Source organism: Jiulongibacter sp. NS-SX5, from assembly GCF_052828545.1.
The window spans coordinates 508,389-524,631 of record NZ_CM128248.1 but is presented as its reverse complement, the minus strand read 5'-3'; the positions used below and the strand labels follow the sequence as shown (position 1 = coordinate 524,631).

Annotated in this window: 14 protein-coding genes; 8 read left to right on the top strand and 6 right to left on the bottom strand. The window is 39.4% G+C overall.

Annotated features, from left to right (window positions below):
- The first annotated feature begins 86 nt into the window (after positions 1-86).
- The 3 genes from trhO to surE all read left to right on the top strand — a co-directional run bounded on the left by trhO (position 87) and on the right by surE (position 3,570).
- Positions 87-1,073, top strand: coding sequence for an oxygen-dependent tRNA uridine(34) hydroxylase TrhO (trhO, locus tag ACUXV0_RS02195; protein ID WP_446191424.1), 987 nt, complete (start codon positions 87-89; stop codon positions 1,071-1,073).
- A 153-nt stretch (positions 1,074-1,226) separates the two neighbouring features.
- Positions 1,227-2,732 (top strand): carboxylesterase/lipase family protein, encoded by a 1,506-nt coding sequence (locus ACUXV0_RS02190; protein ID WP_446191423.1) that lies wholly within the window; start codon positions 1,227-1,229, stop codon positions 2,730-2,732.
- A gap of 55 nt (positions 2,733-2,787) precedes the next feature.
- Positions 2,788-3,570, top strand: a complete 783-nt coding sequence (gene surE, locus ACUXV0_RS02185) for a 5'/3'-nucleotidase SurE (protein ID WP_446191422.1) — start codon at positions 2,788-2,790, stop codon at positions 3,568-3,570.
- Here surE and ACUXV0_RS02180 read toward each other — a convergent pair.
- Positions 3,556-4,104: an NUDIX domain-containing protein gene (locus ACUXV0_RS02180; protein WP_446191421.1), complete on the bottom strand. Its 549-nt coding sequence runs from the start codon at positions 4,102-4,104 to the stop codon at positions 3,556-3,558. The genes surE and ACUXV0_RS02180 overlap by 15 nt on opposite strands.
- A 283-nt stretch (positions 4,105-4,387) precedes the next feature.
- Between ACUXV0_RS02180 and ACUXV0_RS02175 the strand changes: the two genes are divergently transcribed.
- Positions 4,388-5,134, top strand: a complete 747-nt coding sequence (locus ACUXV0_RS02175; RefSeq protein WP_446191420.1) for a 3-keto-disaccharide hydrolase — start codon at positions 4,388-4,390, stop codon at positions 5,132-5,134.
- Positions 5,135-5,190: 56 nt separating this feature from the next.
- Positions 5,191-5,880 (top strand): 3-keto-disaccharide hydrolase, encoded by a 690-nt coding sequence (locus ACUXV0_RS02170; RefSeq protein ID WP_446191419.1) that lies wholly within the window; start codon positions 5,191-5,193, stop codon positions 5,878-5,880.
- A 49-nt stretch (positions 5,881-5,929) separates the two neighbouring features.
- On the opposite strand, the gene ACUXV0_RS02165 is transcribed toward ACUXV0_RS02170, so the two are convergent.
- The 5 genes from ACUXV0_RS02165 to ACUXV0_RS02145 form a co-directional block, all read right to left on the bottom strand.
- Positions 5,930-6,730: a hypothetical protein gene (locus ACUXV0_RS02165; protein ID WP_446191418.1), complete on the bottom strand. Its 801-nt coding sequence runs from the start codon at positions 6,728-6,730 to the stop codon at positions 5,930-5,932.
- Between the two features lie 140 nt (positions 6,731-6,870).
- A complete protein-coding gene (locus ACUXV0_RS02160; RefSeq protein WP_446191417.1) occupies positions 6,871-8,793 on the bottom strand; it encodes a histidine kinase in 1,923 nt (640 codons plus the stop codon).
- The gene (locus ACUXV0_RS02155) at positions 8,790-9,488 is read right to left on the bottom strand and encodes a LytR/AlgR family response regulator transcription factor (RefSeq protein WP_446191416.1); all 699 of its coding nucleotides are present in this window, start codon (positions 9,486-9,488) and stop codon (positions 8,790-8,792) included. The genes ACUXV0_RS02160 and ACUXV0_RS02155 overlap by 4 nt, the downstream gene beginning before the upstream one ends.
- 127 nt (positions 9,489-9,615) lie before the next feature.
- Entirely contained in the window at positions 9,616-10,332 is a 717-nt protein-coding gene (gene folE, locus ACUXV0_RS02150) for a GTP cyclohydrolase I FolE (RefSeq protein WP_446191415.1), read from the bottom strand.
- Positions 10,295-10,711: a 6-pyruvoyl trahydropterin synthase family protein gene (locus tag ACUXV0_RS02145; protein ID WP_446191414.1), complete on the bottom strand. Its 417-nt coding sequence runs from the start codon at positions 10,709-10,711 to the stop codon at positions 10,295-10,297. The genes folE and ACUXV0_RS02145 overlap by 38 nt, the downstream gene beginning before the upstream one ends.
- A 308-nt stretch (positions 10,712-11,019) precedes the next feature.
- On the opposite strand from ACUXV0_RS02145, the gene ACUXV0_RS02140 reads away from it, so the two are divergent.
- From ACUXV0_RS02140 to leuS, 3 genes are all read left to right on the top strand, one after another.
- Positions 11,020-12,369, top strand: coding sequence for a Gfo/Idh/MocA family protein (locus tag ACUXV0_RS02140; RefSeq protein ID WP_446191413.1), 1,350 nt, complete (start codon positions 11,020-11,022; stop codon positions 12,367-12,369).
- A 12-nt stretch (positions 12,370-12,381) separates the two neighbouring features.
- Positions 12,382-13,353, top strand: a complete 972-nt coding sequence (locus ACUXV0_RS02135) for a sugar phosphate isomerase/epimerase family protein (RefSeq protein ID WP_446191412.1) — start codon at positions 12,382-12,384, stop codon at positions 13,351-13,353.
- An 88-nt stretch (positions 13,354-13,441) separates the two neighbouring features.
- Entirely contained in the window at positions 13,442-16,237 is a 2,796-nt protein-coding gene (gene leuS / locus ACUXV0_RS02130) for a leucine--tRNA ligase (RefSeq protein WP_446191411.1), read from the top strand.
- The last annotated feature ends 6 nt before the right edge of the window (positions 16,238-16,243 follow it).

Below are 16,243 nucleotides of genomic sequence, written 5' to 3'. Positions count from 1 at the left end.
TTTGCAAAAGTAGGGCTTTTGATGACAGCAATCATAGAATTAAGGCTAGGCTTTTGTAATTTTGCGGAGAATTTCATCAAGAGATCATGCAGGAATACAGCGTTTTATTGTACTATGTCTATTCACCGATTGAAAACCCGGTAGAATACAGAGACATCCATCATCAGTTTTGCCTTGACAATAACTTGTTAGGAAGAATTATAGTGGCACCTGAAGGACTGAATGGAACGGTGTCTGGCACAAAAGAAGATTGCGAAGCTTACATGAAATGGGTCAAGTCTGATCCTCGATTCAGCTCAATTGATTTCAAGGTAGAAGCTCATGAAGGTCATGCTTTCAAAAAGCTTTATGTGAGAATCAAGAAAGAGATAGTGCACTCTGAACTGCCAGTAGACCCAAGAAAGCAAACAGGGATTCATCTGGAACCTGCTGAGTTTAAAAACATGATGAATGATGAAGATGTGGTGCTGGTAGACATGCGTTCTAATTACGAGCACATGGTGGGTAAGTTCAAAGGTGCAGTCACTTTTGACATGGAAAATCTAAGAGAGCTGCCCGAACATATGCATGAGATAGAGCATCTGAAAAACAAAAAGGTGATAACATACTGCACAGGAGGAATCAAGTGTGAAAAAGCTTCTGCGTACCTTCTGGATCAAGGCTTTGAAAACGTATACCAGTTACATGGAGGTATCATTAAATACGGTTTAGAAGAAGGTGGTGAGAATTTTGATGGCAAGTGTTACGTCTTTGATGGGAGATTAACCACCAATGTTAACAAAATCAACCCTGAAGTAATATCTGAATGTCATATTTGTGGTGATAAGTGCGATAGAATGGTAAACTGTGCCAACCCAGAATGCAACGAACACTTACCTATCTGCGAAAAATGTGGCGAAGAAATGGAAGGTGCATGTTCGGTTGAGTGTAAGGATCATCCAAGAAAAAGACCTTATAATGGTACGGGTTATTACCAAAAAGACATGACGGGTTACTCGCCTGAAATAGCGGCAAGAACACGAAAAAACACCAAGAAATTACATATCGTAGAAGATTTAGGTCTCTGTGAATAAGTGAATTAAAGCTTATCCTCAAAAGCTCGTTTGATATTATCTAAACGAGCTTTTTTTATACCCTTCTGACGATATTATCTACCGATTGATGACCGTTCTTTGATGCATTCGTTTAATTTTGAAATCCAACTATAACCTTAATAACCTATTGATATGAAACTCTTATTCAGCCTCTTACTAATACCTTTTCTCCTTTTTTCTCAAAATCAAATACAAGAAACGGTAAGCTTGCCATCGGGCAAAATAAAGGGCTACTCGAAGAACCAACTTACTATTTTTAAAGGTATACCGTTTGCTGCTCCACCAGTAAACGAACTTAGATGGAAAGCACCTCAGCCCGTAGAGCCATGGTCAGGCATTAAAGAAACGGTAGAATTTTCAGCTAGTCCGTTTCAGAATAAGCCGGCACCTTTTTATGGATGGTCAAAAGAATTCATCGCTCCGCCATCTCCCCTTTCTGAAGACTGCTTATATCTCAATGTTTGGACATCAGCGAAAGAAACCACTGAAAAGCTTCCTGTTTTTGTCTGGATTTATGGCGGTGGCTTCAGTTCAGGGTCTGCTGCTTGTGATATCTATGACGGCGAATCTTACGCCAAAAATGGTGTGGTATTCGTGAGCATTAACTACCGTGTAGGGCCTTTCGGCTTCTTGGCACATCCTGAACTTTCAGAAGAGCAAGGCGGCCATAGTGGCAACTACGGATTCATGGATCAAGTAGCTGGACTCGAGTGGGTTAAAGAGAACATTGCGAAGTTTGGAGGCGACCCAAATAATATTTCCATTGGAGGACAATCTGCCGGTTCTATGAGTGTGCACAGTTTAATGGCTTCTGAAATGGCCAGCGGTTTATTTCAGAAAGCAGTTGCCATGAGTGGTGGGTGGGGACCAAACAGACTACCAGAGTCACTGGAAACAGGTGAAAGAACTGGGCTCCTATTGCAGAAAGAACTTCAATTGAACAGCATAAATGATCTTAGAGCAGTATCTGCCGAAGAAATATTAGCAGCCTCTCAAAAAATACCAAGAACCGGAGGTTTGGGTGTTATCAGAGATGGCCTGTTCCTAAAGGAGGATTCGTTTGAGAATAGAGCTAATAAAGTACCTGTACTCACAGGCTGGACCAAAGATGACGGTGCCTTCTTGTCAGGTATGCCTATGACCAGACAAGCCTACATTAAAGATATTGAAACCCGAATGGGTGATAAAGCAGACGAGTATTTGAAAATTTTCAATGCCGAAACTGACGAAGACGTTTCAAAGGTTAGAGTTCTTTCTTCAACCTTAGGATTTGCAGGCATTCCTACAATAATTCTGGCGGCTGATCAAAAGGAGCCAGTTTATATCTATGAAGTAAAGCACGTACCTACAGACAAACCTGACTTCCCAAATTATGGTGCATTCCATACATCAGATGTTCCTTATGCTTTGCAAAATTTACATACATGGGACAGACCGTGGCAAGCTCATGACCTTAAGGTAGAGGCCACACTTTCTTCGTATTTTTTGAATTTTATAAAAACAGGAAATCCTAACGGCAGTGGTTTGCCAGAATGGAACAGCTACAATTCCAGCGATAAAGCAATACAAGTAATTGATGAAGAAACCAGAACTCAAAATGGCCTTTACGAAAAAGAACTTAACATTCTTATAAACTAGAAATAGGTAAGCTGAATGTAATGATTACTGTACCTTTGCAAAAAAAGAAGCATTCATGAACAAACCTTTAATTCTAGTCACAAATGATGACGGAATCACCTCTAAAGGAATAGCAGCACTGGTTTCAGTGGTTAAGGAAATAGGCGAAGTAGTAGTTTTAGCACCAGACAGCCCAAACTCCGGGATGGGTCATGCCATTACCGTTGATAGTACCATTCACATTAAAAAATCAAACATTTTTGGTGAAGGAGTGGAAGCCTATGAATGTAGTGGCACACCAGCTGATTGTGTAAAGCTTGCTAAGCATCAATTGCTCAAAGATAGAACAATAAACCTTGTAGTTTCTGGTATAAATCATGGGCATAACGCTTCAATTTCAGTGATTTACAGTGGCACAATGGCTGCTGCACGTGAAGGCTCAATAGAGGGTATCCCGGCCATTGGTTTTTCAATCGATGACTTCAGGTATGACGCAGATTTTGAGCATACACTTCCTTTTATCCAAAAGATTTGTGAAACCACCATTTCCAATGGATTACCGGCTCATAGAGCTTTAAACGTAAACTTCCCTAAGGCAAGTAAAGAACCCATTAAAGGAATCAAGGTGGTACGTCAAACTAATGGATACTGGAAAGAGGAATTTGATGCTCGTACAGACCCACATGGCAGACCTTACTTCTGGATGGGTGGTGAATTCATCAACCACGAACCTGGAAATGAGGAAACAGATATGTGGTGCTTAGATAATAATTATGCCAGCGTAGTACCTTGTCAAACAGATTTAACAGACTACGAGTCAATAGAAAAACTATCTGAATGGGACTTAAAGGTTAAATAAGGCCTTCGCTTTCATTAAACCTGCCACGCTCATGGAGTCTGTAATTTGGTTATTCAAAACCATTTCAATAGCCTCCGTGAGCTTTATTTTTTTTACCTGGAGCTCTTCCGTATCCTCCGGAGAAGCCGTGCCATGTGTCAATCCTTTGGCCAGATAAATATAGGCCACTTCATTGCATACGGAGTTTGAAGTATGTATTTTACTGATAATTTCATAGTGCTCAGCCTCCATGCCGGTTTCTTCCTTAAGCTCGCGTTTGGCGGCATCAAGCATATTCTCTCCTTCCGGGCAGCCGCCTTCAGGAATTTCCCATGAATACTCATTCAAAGGAAAACGGTACTGACCCACCAACCAGGTATACCCCTCTTCATCTACCGGTATCACTCCGATAGCTATATTCTTAAAATTTACCTGGCCGTATATGCCCGGGTTGCCATTTGGATTCAACACATCTTTGTGTACCACCTGGATCCAATTGTTTTCATAGACAATTTTCTCTTCCAAAATCTTCCACGGATTTTCAATCTGCTCCATTGGTCAAAATTATATCATTTTCTAGACTAAAAACTCTTCAATTTCATCGAAAATCGAGTCTATTTACGGCTTAAAAACTTATATATGAATGACTTAAAGTGTACTTAAACTGTCAAAAAAGTATTTGTTAATGTTTTCTTAACAGTAAAATAGTGTAAGAAATAAGCAACTTAAACCAAATTTTATGAAGACAAAACAATGATTTTTGTCGAAAAGGAAAAAGTTTTATTTAATTTTAGCAACGAAACATCCTCAAAGAAGACTTTAATTCCAAATTGAACCGATGTTAGCCAAACTGAAACTTCTCACTTATCTGATCATCCCAGGTTTATTTCTATTCTCCTGTGAAGAGGAGTTTAGTATACATAATACTCTTTCTGAACAAGAAAAAGCGGAAGGTTGGGAGTTACTTTTTGACGGAAAGTCACTAAATGGATGGCACTTGTATCATCTTGGAAAAGTCCCTTCTAACTGGAATGCTAAAGATGGCGAACTGGTATGCTACCCCTATTCATTTGAAATAGAACATGGTGACCTGGTTACAGATAGGACTTTCAAGAACTTTGATCTGGTTTTCGAGTGGAAAATTACTGAAGGCGGAAATTCCGGCGTACTCATTAATTTACAGGAAAACGATTCTGCGAGGCACTCCTGGCATAACGGGATCGAATATCAGATTCTTGATAAGAAGGTTATTGAAGAAAGAAGCTACGCAAAGAACCCTACCAGATGGTCGGGCACAATTTATGGGCTCACCCAATACCCTGATAACGTAGAAGTTAAGCCTACTGGTGAATGGAATCAAGGAAGAATCCAGCAGGTAGAAGGTAGAGTTTCATTCTGGCTTAATGGTAATATCTCTGGCGAAGCAGATATGAACATAGAAGACTGGAAAGAAACTATAGAACAGAGTGAATTCAAAAACATACCCCATTTCGGTAAGAATACCGAAGGCCATATAGCTCTACAATATTGGTCAAAAGGTGTCTCCTTCAGAAATATCAAAATCAAGGAATTACAAGACCTTTAAGCCATACCTTACGGAATTTGGCTTAAATTGCGTCCTTAACCTTATTTACATATTTAATGAAAAAGACACTATTACTTTTAATTACATTTTCTCTATGTTATTTATCTCAGGCACAGGATGGTCAATGGATCAATCTATCTGATGGTACCTTTGATCACTGGCACATCTATAATCACCCTTATGAGAAGGTCTCAGACAAATGGACGATCACAGATGGCGTTTATTCGTTTAATCCAAAAGGCAAAAGCGATTGGAAAGTAAACGACCTTGTCACCAATGAGGAATTTGAAGACTTTGAGTTCGTTCTGGAATGGAAGATAGAAAAAGGTGGAAACAGCGGTATTTTTTACGGCGTTAAAGAGAGTAAGAAAAACGGTACACCTTACATGACCGGTCCAGAAATTCAGGTATTGGATGACGTTAATCATCCTGATGCCACGGCCGGTAGAAACGGAAACCACCAATCTGGTTCATTATACGATATGATTCCTTCTGCCGTAAAAGCCAATGGTTTTGACCAATGGAACTCTGTACGTATATACAAGAAGGATAATGTGGTAACGGTATGGCAAAATGGAAAACTCGCTGTGACGTATCCTTCTTCAGGCACGGGCTGGGAAGCACTAGTAGCTGAAAGTAAATTTAAAGACTGGAGTGATTTTGGAAAATACAGTAAAGGTCTTGTAGGTCTTCAGGATCACGGGAACGTGGTATCATTCAAAAACATGAAAATAAGAAAGCTATAAGCTTCTAAAGAGCAAACCATGAAAGGCAGGCCGCGGGGTCTGCCTTTTTTTATTTGTGAGAATAATACACTCTAACATTCAATAAACGAAGTTTACCATTCGGAGTATTTGGATTACCGGTATTTAAGGGAGGCCAGTTACCATATTCGGGATTAAGAGAATCCCCTGGTGTATATTCAAAAACCTCCTTTATAGGAACCACTTCTATCCAGTAAGTTTTATCAGCTTGAGACAGATTAAAATTATCAGAATCTGAAACGGTGATAGGTGCCTGCCAACATTTTCTATTATTTAATCCACCTCCGGACGAAACCGCATACATTCGAACAGAATCCACGTAAGTAAAAGAGCTATCAAAATAAGTCTCATGAAGAATAGCAAGCAGATTCATATCTGAATTTTGGTCTAAGGCACAAACCTCTATTTCTTTCAATCGGATATTTCGATGAGTATTATTTAAAGACAACTGAAACGGAGCGATAAATGGAATAAAGGCATCTATACCCCAAGTGAGACCTCCTTGGAATATTTGAGAAGCTGCATAATAGTCTGGTTGGATCGTTTGGCCTTCTGCCTCAAAATTCATGGGTCTAAAAGCTGAGGCGGGAATTTGCAGTGCAAAACTATCAGCTCTCGTTGTGAAATAACCTACCGAACTATCCTGACCTACAAAAACAGGCGAATTATTGAAATTACTGCTAAGTTCTGATATTACATAGATGTGCGAATTTACTGAGTGAGTCAAAATACTATCCGCTGTCAAGCTAGATGTGACCACAGTATCACTAATCATTTTTGGCGATTGAATTGAGTCTGGAGTCACTAATGAAGACTGGGCAATTCCTGACATACTTATGAGAAGAAAATAAATTAAATATAGATTCCGCATAGATTAAATAGTTTGTTATCAAACTACTAGCCTATCTTCTTTTTCTCTAATCCATTTTGTAAATGGGCAATCCTCTTTTGTATTCAGCACAATTTTCTACTTTATGGTTTTAAAGGAAAACAAAACTCAGTAACCACTCCCTTACCCGCATCGCTATGTTGACTTAGTCTAATTTTAGAACTGTTGACCTTATTCAAAATATCAATTTTCTCACGTACACTTTTTAGACCCATGGATATATGACCAGACTTATTCTGGCTAAACCCGTGTCCATTATCCGAAAGCTTAACCTCCAAAAAATCCTTTTCCAATACCATAGAAATAGATATGATTCCCTTATGGCTCAGGTTTTTAAAACCATGCCAGATACTATTCTCAAGAATTGGTTGAAGTAGCATGGTAGGTAATTTGACCTTATTTAATTCTATTCCACCTTTGGTTTCTATTGTGTAATCAAACCTTTCTTCAAAACGAATTTTCTCCAACTCAAGGTAGGTTTGTAAGTGCTCCAGCTCATCTTCCACACTTATCTCCAAATGCTCAGAATTATTCAATACTATTCTCATTAAAGAAGCATACTTTGCCAGATACTCAGATGCCTTTCTAGGTTCTTTTTCAAAAATGAAATCGTTGATTGAATTGAGAGAGTTGAAAAAGTAATGAGGGTTCATTCTGAGCTGTATAGATTTCAATTGAGACTTCAGAAGAGACGCCTCTACCTCATTCTTTTGTGAAAGTAATTTACTTTTTTCCAGTTCAGACTCTTTCAGTTTTATTTCATTCTCCAGATAGGTATTAAGCTCTTTTTGGAGCATTTCATTTTCTTTGAGCTGCTCTACCACTTTCTTCTCATAGATCAGCTTTTCTTTGTCAGATTGGGCGGTTTTATGGTTCAGAGCCAGATAAAACATAGCCATATCCACCATTACACCAATCTGAAAAATATTGAATCCTATGAAGCCGTTCCAGGTTGGTGAATAGAAATCTCTGGCGAGATAAGCACCAATTATTCTGGTTAGAAACAATTCTGCAAAACCGGAGAATGCAAAGAATATGGTTCCTATTACCAGATAATATTTAAGTGGAGTTTTAATAATTCTTATGATCCTTATGATGGCCCAGAAACCGAGAAACCCGTTTGCTAGGTTTATTATGCTGACCTTCTTCAGCATCCATTGATAGTCATGAGTGTAATATAGTAGAAACGGCAATAGAAGGCTCAAAATCAAGTGAATAGCTTGCTCTGTTTTGAGGATATAGAAAGTTTTTCTCTCTTCATGATACAAATCAAGAAACTCAATAACAAACTGATTATAAGCTGCATAAATCCATTGCTGAATAGCTAGAATGAAATAACTGTAAATTATGGGATATGTAAATGCACTTAAATTTTGACTGAAAAAGTCTAAATAGACTGAAGCTATCAAGAATAGTAAAAAAGTATAAACTAAATAGGACCTGTAAAATCTGTTTTTGTATAGGAAAAAAGTAACCGCAGAAAGTACAGTGAAAAGAAATGATACAATCACTAACAGCCAGGTGATCAGAGTATTCGTTCTTGCATTATTATGCAATCTATTTTCCAGGGCTTCATAGCTATCCCCCTTCAAATACAAGCAATGGTGTATGTAGGAAAGGTTACTTAGGCTAGCCGATTTCAGTCGGATAAGGTATTCACCTTTTTGAAATTGAATAGGCACAAAAAAACGTCCGTATTTTTCAGGAAGATCATTGCGAGTAGCTGACCTACCTAAATTAAAGGTCTTTTCCAGCTCACCATCTTTGCTGACGTTTAATGTAATAATGTCACCTGTTCCTACGAAAAGCAAACCTTCTGAAACAGCTTCAGATGTAAATTCAAATGATGTACTTACGGTATCACCTAAGGGGTAATCTAAGGCATTGTTTTTATCCCAAAAAAAAGTGAGAACTGAATCAAGGCAGTTTGTACACGTCGGCAATTCCTGTGCTTTAACCACAAAGGAAAAGAGGCTAACTAATACGAATACAATCTTTTTAATCACTTAAAATACAGTTCTTTCAATTTCTCCTTGTGCGTTCTTGAAGCTGGAATTTCTTCCCCATTGTCCAAGAGTACTGAGCTTTTTACACCAAGCTTAATTTGTTTTATGGCGTCTAATTGAACAAGATATTTTGAATGGATACGTAAAAAGTCGGTTTCGTTTAGCTCTTCTGAAACATTCTTAAGGTTTTTGCTCAACACTTTAGTTTCACCATTTTTTAAATACAGCTTGGTATAGCTGCCATCAGCCTGAGCATAAAGAATAGTCTTTTGATCGATCAGCTCCATTCCAGATTTGGTTTTGAAATGAAAGTCCCGAGTACTTTTAGAATTCCTGACAAGATGTAGCAATAACTCCTCTAGCTGGTCAATACTAACAGGCTTGGTTAAATAGCCACTGGCTAAATGCCGAAATGCCTTTAAAGCATATTCATCATAGGCTGTAACAAAAATCAAGTGAGTTTCTTCTAAATCGAATTTAGCTAATAATTCAAAACCATCAGTATTTCCTAATTCAATATCAAGAAACAGAAAATCAAATTTGGGATTTTGTTGAATTAACTCCTGAGCACTTTGCTCATTTGTGGCAGAGCCAATTATCTCAATATCCAGGTCTACAAAGCCTAATTGTTTCTTCAAAGTTCGGATACTTTGAGGCTCGTCATCTACTATTATCGCTGTGTATTTTTTTCTCAAGATCAAGGGGTTACATTATAAAACTATAAAATTTGGATGTAGCCCCCAAATAGAAACAAACGTATATACTACCCAAAAAAGGCCGATCTGCGTCGCAAATCGGCCTTTAAAAATCTTGTAAATTAGCTTAGTACTTTAGTAAACCTTGTCTGAGACCTACCATTTTTACAAACTCGCTTCTGGTCTCAGACTTCTCAAATTCACCACCATAATAGGAAGTAACTGTAGAGCTGGTTTGATCATTGATACCTCTGGAACTCACACACATATGATCTGCATCTAATATCACTGCCACACTTGGTGTGCCCAAAACTGTTTTTAAGGCCTCTCCTATTTGAATAGTCATTCTCTCTTGAACCTGCGGTCTACGAGCAAAATGATTCACGATTCTATGGAGTTTTGATAGGCCAATAACATGACCATTTGCAATATAGGCAACATGTGCCTTGCCAACTATAGGCACAAAATGATGCTCACAGTTAGAGTGGAACATGATGTCTCTCTCCACCAGCATTTCTTTGTACTTATAATGATTCTTGAAATGCGTTAATGAAGGAAGATTCTTAGGGTTCAGGCCGCTAAAAAGTTCTTTTACATACATTTTTGCCACCCTTCTAGGTGTTCCATTCAAGCTGTCATCATTCAGGTCTAAACCCATGATGTGCATGATTTCTCTAAAATGTTCTTCAATTTTCTCCATTTTAGTCTCATCATCCATCTCAAAGGCATCTGGCCTTAACGGGGTATCGTAGATATTTGAGGTGATGTGATCATCTCCAATATCATCGATGTCTTTCTGGTTTTGTTTATGCGGGGTACTCGACATAGTTTCTTTCTGTTTCATATAGCCTGACCGTTAGTTCAAGCTCAGGTTTGTTTATTGCCTTCTCTAATAGTTCATGAATTACCACCACGATGTTCTCGGCCGTAGGGTTTAACTCCTTAAAATGAGGTACATCCAGGTTTAAGTTTTTGTGATCAAAAACATCTAACACATGTTCCTTAATGATGTCTGAAAGAACTTTCATATCAATCACATAACCTGTTTTCGGGTCAATCTCCCCAACCAGCTTCACGTCAAGATTATAATTATGACCGTGATAGTTCGGGTTATTGCATTTTCCAAAAACCTTTGCATTTATTTCATCTGACCACTCGGCATTATGAAGCCTGTGTGCAGCATTGAAATGCTCCTTCCTAAAAACTGCTACTTTCTTTTTCAAGTTTATCTGTTTTTACGATTCCAAATCCACGGTAAAGTTTGTACCCTACATTTCAGAATCGTCGAGTTTGTCATACTCATTTTTGTGAGTTCACGAAGATAACACCTTCTATTCTAGAAAAGGTTCGATGAAGGATAAAATTTGTCTAATTATTTAAATATAAAACTTAGACATGATTTGTAGATCTTAAGCTGTAAGTCGAATAAATTCAACTTAGAGTCTTCAAACGAGCCGAATATTCACCAATTCTTCTCAAATTAATGACGGCTGATTAGCCAGATTGAAAAAGCAACCCGACCATAAACCCTATGAACAGAAGAACATTTATTCAACAAACAGCAAAGGCCGCATCGGCAGTACCTTTTGTTTCTCTCAATTCAAAGAGCTATAGAAACACCGGAAATATTAAGCTTGGCTTTATTGGTGTAGGCTTACGTGGCAGAAGTCATGTGGTACAAGCCTTATTTAGAGATGATGTAGATATCACTGCCATCTGTGATATTGACCCGGACGCGGTAAAACGAACGCTTGACCTTTTTGAAAAGAAAGGTAAAAACAAACCAGAAGTTTACACCGGAAGCGATTACGCATACAAAGAGCTATGCAAACGAGAAGACTTAGACGGCATCGTCATCTCAACTCCCTGGGAATGGCACGTACCAATGTCTGTAGATAGCATGGAGGCGGGTAAATATACCGCAGTGGAAGTCTCCGCAACTGTGACCCTCCAGGAATCCTGGGATTTGGTAAACACCTATGAGAAAACAGGCTCACACTGCATGATTTTAGAGAATGTTTGCTACCGCAGAGATGTCATGACCATTCTCAATATGATCAGAAAAGGGATGTTTGGAGAAATGTTATACGCCCATTGCGGTTATCAGCATGACCTTAGAGAAGTTAAATTCAATGATGGCACAAAACCTTATGGCGGTGGAGTAGAGTTTGGAGAAAAAGCCTTTTCTGAAGCCAAATGGCGTACACAGCACTCGGTAGACAGAAATGGTGATATCTACCCAACTCATGGTCTTGGCCCGGTGGCTCATTGGTTTGACATCAACCGTGGGAACAAATTCTCTTACCTGACCTCAATGGCCACTAAAGCCAGAGGTCTCCATAAGCATATTGTAGATCAGGGTGGAGATGATCATCCTAATGCTAAAGTAAATTTTAAACTGGGGGACGTCGTCACTACCACTATAGCATGCGAAAACGGTGAAAACATCGTTTTGATACACGATACCAATTCCCCACGCCCTTATTCTCTAGGATTTAGAGCTCAAGGTACTAAGGGAATCTGGATGAATGACGGGAATACGATTTATCTTCAAAATGTCTCTGATAAGCCTCACAGATGGGAGTCTTTTGATCCCTATGAAAAGGAGTATGATCATACTTTATGGAAAGAACACGCCAAAGCCGCTGAAAACGCCGGTCATGGAGGTATTGATTTCTTTGTTCTTCGTGGGTTTATTGAAGCCATTAAAGATCAGGTGGCTCCACCAATTGATGTCTATGACGCTGCGGCATGGTCTGCCATTAGCCCACTTTCGGAGCTTTCAATTTCCAGAGGCAGTTCACCGGTAGAAATCCCTGATTTCACCAGAGGTGCATGGAAAACGAATAATCGTATTTTTGGATTGAATAATAAATATTGAAATAATTAAGACATGAACAGAAGAGGATTTATACAAAACACAGCATTGGCTCTAGGAGGGCTATCCATCCTTAAATATGATAGCCTGGTGGCACAAAGTGCCAAAAAAGGACCGACAATTGGAGCAATTACCTACTCTTTCAGAAGTATGGACTCTGATTTAGATTCTTTAATCGGGTATTGTAAAGAATGTGGCATTTCTGCAATTGAATTGATGGGAGACCCTGTTGAATTATTTGCCGGTGCACCTTCAAATCCTATTGACTTCAGAAGCCTTTTTGCCGGAGGCAGAAGAAGAAAACTAACTGACGAAGAAAGAGAACAACTGGACAAATACAAAGAAAATTTAGTCAAGTGGAGATCATCAGTAGACATGAAACCATTTGAGAAAGCTGCTCAGAAACTGAAAGCAAATGGTATTTCAGTTTATGCATTTAAACCTTCCACATTTGGTGCTAATAATACCGATGAAGAAGTAGAATACGGCATGAAAGTGGCCAATATTTTGGGAGCGAAATCGGTGACATTAGAACTACCACATGATGAGTCTCAAACTCTGAGATTAGGGAAATTTGCTGAGAAGCATGGTATTCTTGTTGGCTATCATGCACATACTCAGGCTACTGACACCTTATGGGACAAGGCTCTTGACCAATCACCAAACAATACCTTGAATCTGGATGTAGGTCATTATATAGCAGCAGGTGGAAATAATACTAAAGAAAGTCTCCTCAAGCTTATTGAAGAAAAGCATGACCGTATCAGCAGTATTCATATGAAGGACCGTCAGACCAAGGATAATGGAGCTGGCAACCTGGCCTGGGGAACAGGTGACACCCCGATCTGCGATGTATTAAATCTCCTCAAAGACAAAGGCTACGATATCCCTGTTTCAGTAGAATTAGAATACAAGGTTCCTGAAAATAGTGATGCCGTTCAAGAGGTTAAACGCTGCGTAGACTATGCAAAAAGCTGTTTGACTTAAGACCATGGCTTTCGCTTTTTGAGTTTTCTCCATGATGCTGAATTCATTTTCCCTATTTTTGCCCAAATTTTAAGAACAGAAAGCGAAAATGGCGATTTATCAGCATCAGGAGATCGAAAAAAAGTGGCAGAAATTCTGGGAAGAAAACCAGACTTACAAGGTTGAAATAGACACTACTAAACCTAAGTTTTACGTCCTGGACATGTTTCCTTACCCTTCTGGTGCAGGTCTGCATGTAGGCCACCCTTTAGGCTATATTGCTTCTGATATCTACGCCAGATATAAAAAACTAAAGGGTTTTAATGTTCTACATCCAATGGGTTTCGACTCTTTTGGTTTACCTGCAGAACAATACGCCATTCAGACGGGTCAGCACCCTGCCATAACCACCGAAAAGAATATTGAGACTTATATCAAACAGCTCAAAAACATCGGTTTTGGCTATGACTGGTCTCGTGAAATAAGAACTTCTTCGCCAGAATATTACAAATGGACGCAGTGGATCTTTATGCAGCTCTTCAATAGCTGGTATAATAAAGACACAGACAAAGCCGAGGACATTGAATCATTAAAGGCTCTTTTTGCCAAAGGTGGTTCAGCTGCCGTCAATGCCGTTTGTGAGGACGACCTTCCTGAGTTCACTGCCGAAGAGTGGAACAGCCTTTCTGAAGAAGAGCAATACAAGATAACGCTGAACTACAGAATGACATATCTCTCTGACTCTGTGGTAAATTTCTGCCCGGAGTTAGGTATGGTACTCTCTAATGATGAAGTAAAAGATGGCGTTTCTGAGCGTGGTGGATATCCGGTGATTCAAAAGAAAATGCGTCAATGGATGATGCGAATCACAGCCTACTGCGACCGCCTCATTGATGGGCTTGATACTGTGGATTGGTCGCCTTCTCTTAAAGACCAACAAAAGAACTGGATAGGTCGCTCTAAAGGAGCTTCTGTAAAATTTGCTTTAGAGCATGCCGTAGAATTAAATGGAGACACTGTTAACCAAATTGAAGTATTTACTACGAGAGTTGATACCATTTATGGTGTTAGCTTTATGGTTTTAGCTCCTGAAAATGAATTGGTGAGTCAAATCACCACAGAAGCTCAAAAGGCAGAGGTAGAACAATACATTGAGGCCACGGCTAAAAAATCTGAACTGGACAGAATGTCTGATGTCAAAACTGTTTCTGGTGCCTTTACTGGTGCCTATTGTATACACCCGCTTACAGGAGATAAAATTCCTGTTTGGATAGCTGATTATGTGTTGGCCGGTTATGGAACAGGGGCTGTTATGGCAGTCCCGAGCGGTGATCAGCGTGACTGGGCTTTTGCTACTAAATTTGATTTACCCATAGTTCAGGTCTCAGATGCACAGCAAAACCTTGATGAGGCCGCTGATGACTCCAAAGAGGGTAAATACCTTCATGGCATGATCAAAGGCTTAGATTATGAAGCTGCAGTAAATGCATTAATTAGCCATTTAGAGAATGAGAAAATTGGCAAAGGTAAAATTCAATACCGCTTGAGAGATGCCGTTTTTGCTCGTCAACGTTATTGGGGTGAACCCGTGCCTGTTTACTTCAAAAATGATTTACCTTACTTAGTTGATGAGTCGGATTTACCAGTAGTTCTACCAGAAATTGACGAGTATAAACCAACTGAAAGTGGAGAGCCACCTTTAGGCAGAGCCAAAGAATGGAGCTATAAGGGTAATGAGTATGAACTCTCTACCATGCCCGGCTGGGCAGGTAGTAGCTGGTACTGGTACCGCTACATGGACCCTCAAAATGAAAACGAATTTGCATCGAAAGAGGCCTTGGACTACTGGCAGGATGTTGACCTTTATCTGGGTGGAACAGAGCACGCTACCGGTCACCTACTCTATAGCCGCTTCTGGAATAAATTCCTGAAAGACAGAGGTTTTGTTAAGAATGAGGAGTTTGCCAAGAAGCTGATTAATCAGGGGATGATTCAGGGAAGATCAAGCTTTGTTTACAGAGTAAAAGATGCCGATAAACCGACTTTTGTGTCCTTTGGACTTCGCAAAGAATACCAAACCGCCAGATTACATGTAGACGTGAATATCGTAGACAATGACGTTCTGGATGTGGCGAAATTCATTGAAACAAGAAATGATATCGGAGAAAATCCTGAATTCATTCTGGAGGATGGTAAGTACATCTGTGGAAGTGAGGTAGAGAAGATGTCAAAGTCCAAGTTCAACGTAGTCAACCCGGATGATCTGGTAGAGCGTTATGGAGCAGACACCTTGCGTTTGTATGAAATGTTCCTTGGACCATTGACAGAAGCAAAACCTTGGGATACCAAAGGCATTGAAGGAACTTCACGTTTCTTGAAGAAACTCTGGAAACTCTACTTTGATCAGGACTCTAATTCTCTTATTACAGAAGAAGAACCAACAAAAGACGAACTTAAGGCACTTCACAAAGCCATCAAAAAAGTAGGTGAGGACATTGAGAACTTCTCTTTCAACACCTCGGTAAGTACTTTCATGATTTGTGTAAATGAGCTAACCGATCTCAAATGTCACAAGAAGGCTATTTTGGAGCCCTTATTGATCATCTTATCACCTTACGCCCCACATATTGCGGAAGAACTTTGGCATCAATTGGGCAACCAAACCAGCGTTACAGAAGCTGCATTCCCTGTTTATAATGAGGAATATCTAAAAGAAGATAGCATCCTCTACCCTATTCAGATCGGTGGTAAGGTTCGTTTGAAACTTGAATTTGATGCTGATGCTAGTAAGGATGCCATTGAAAAAGAAGTCTTAGCAAACGCAGAAGTCATTAAATGGATGGACGGTAAACCATTGAGAAAGATCATAGTGGTGCCTAAACGAATTGTAAACGTAGTAGTGTAATTCAAA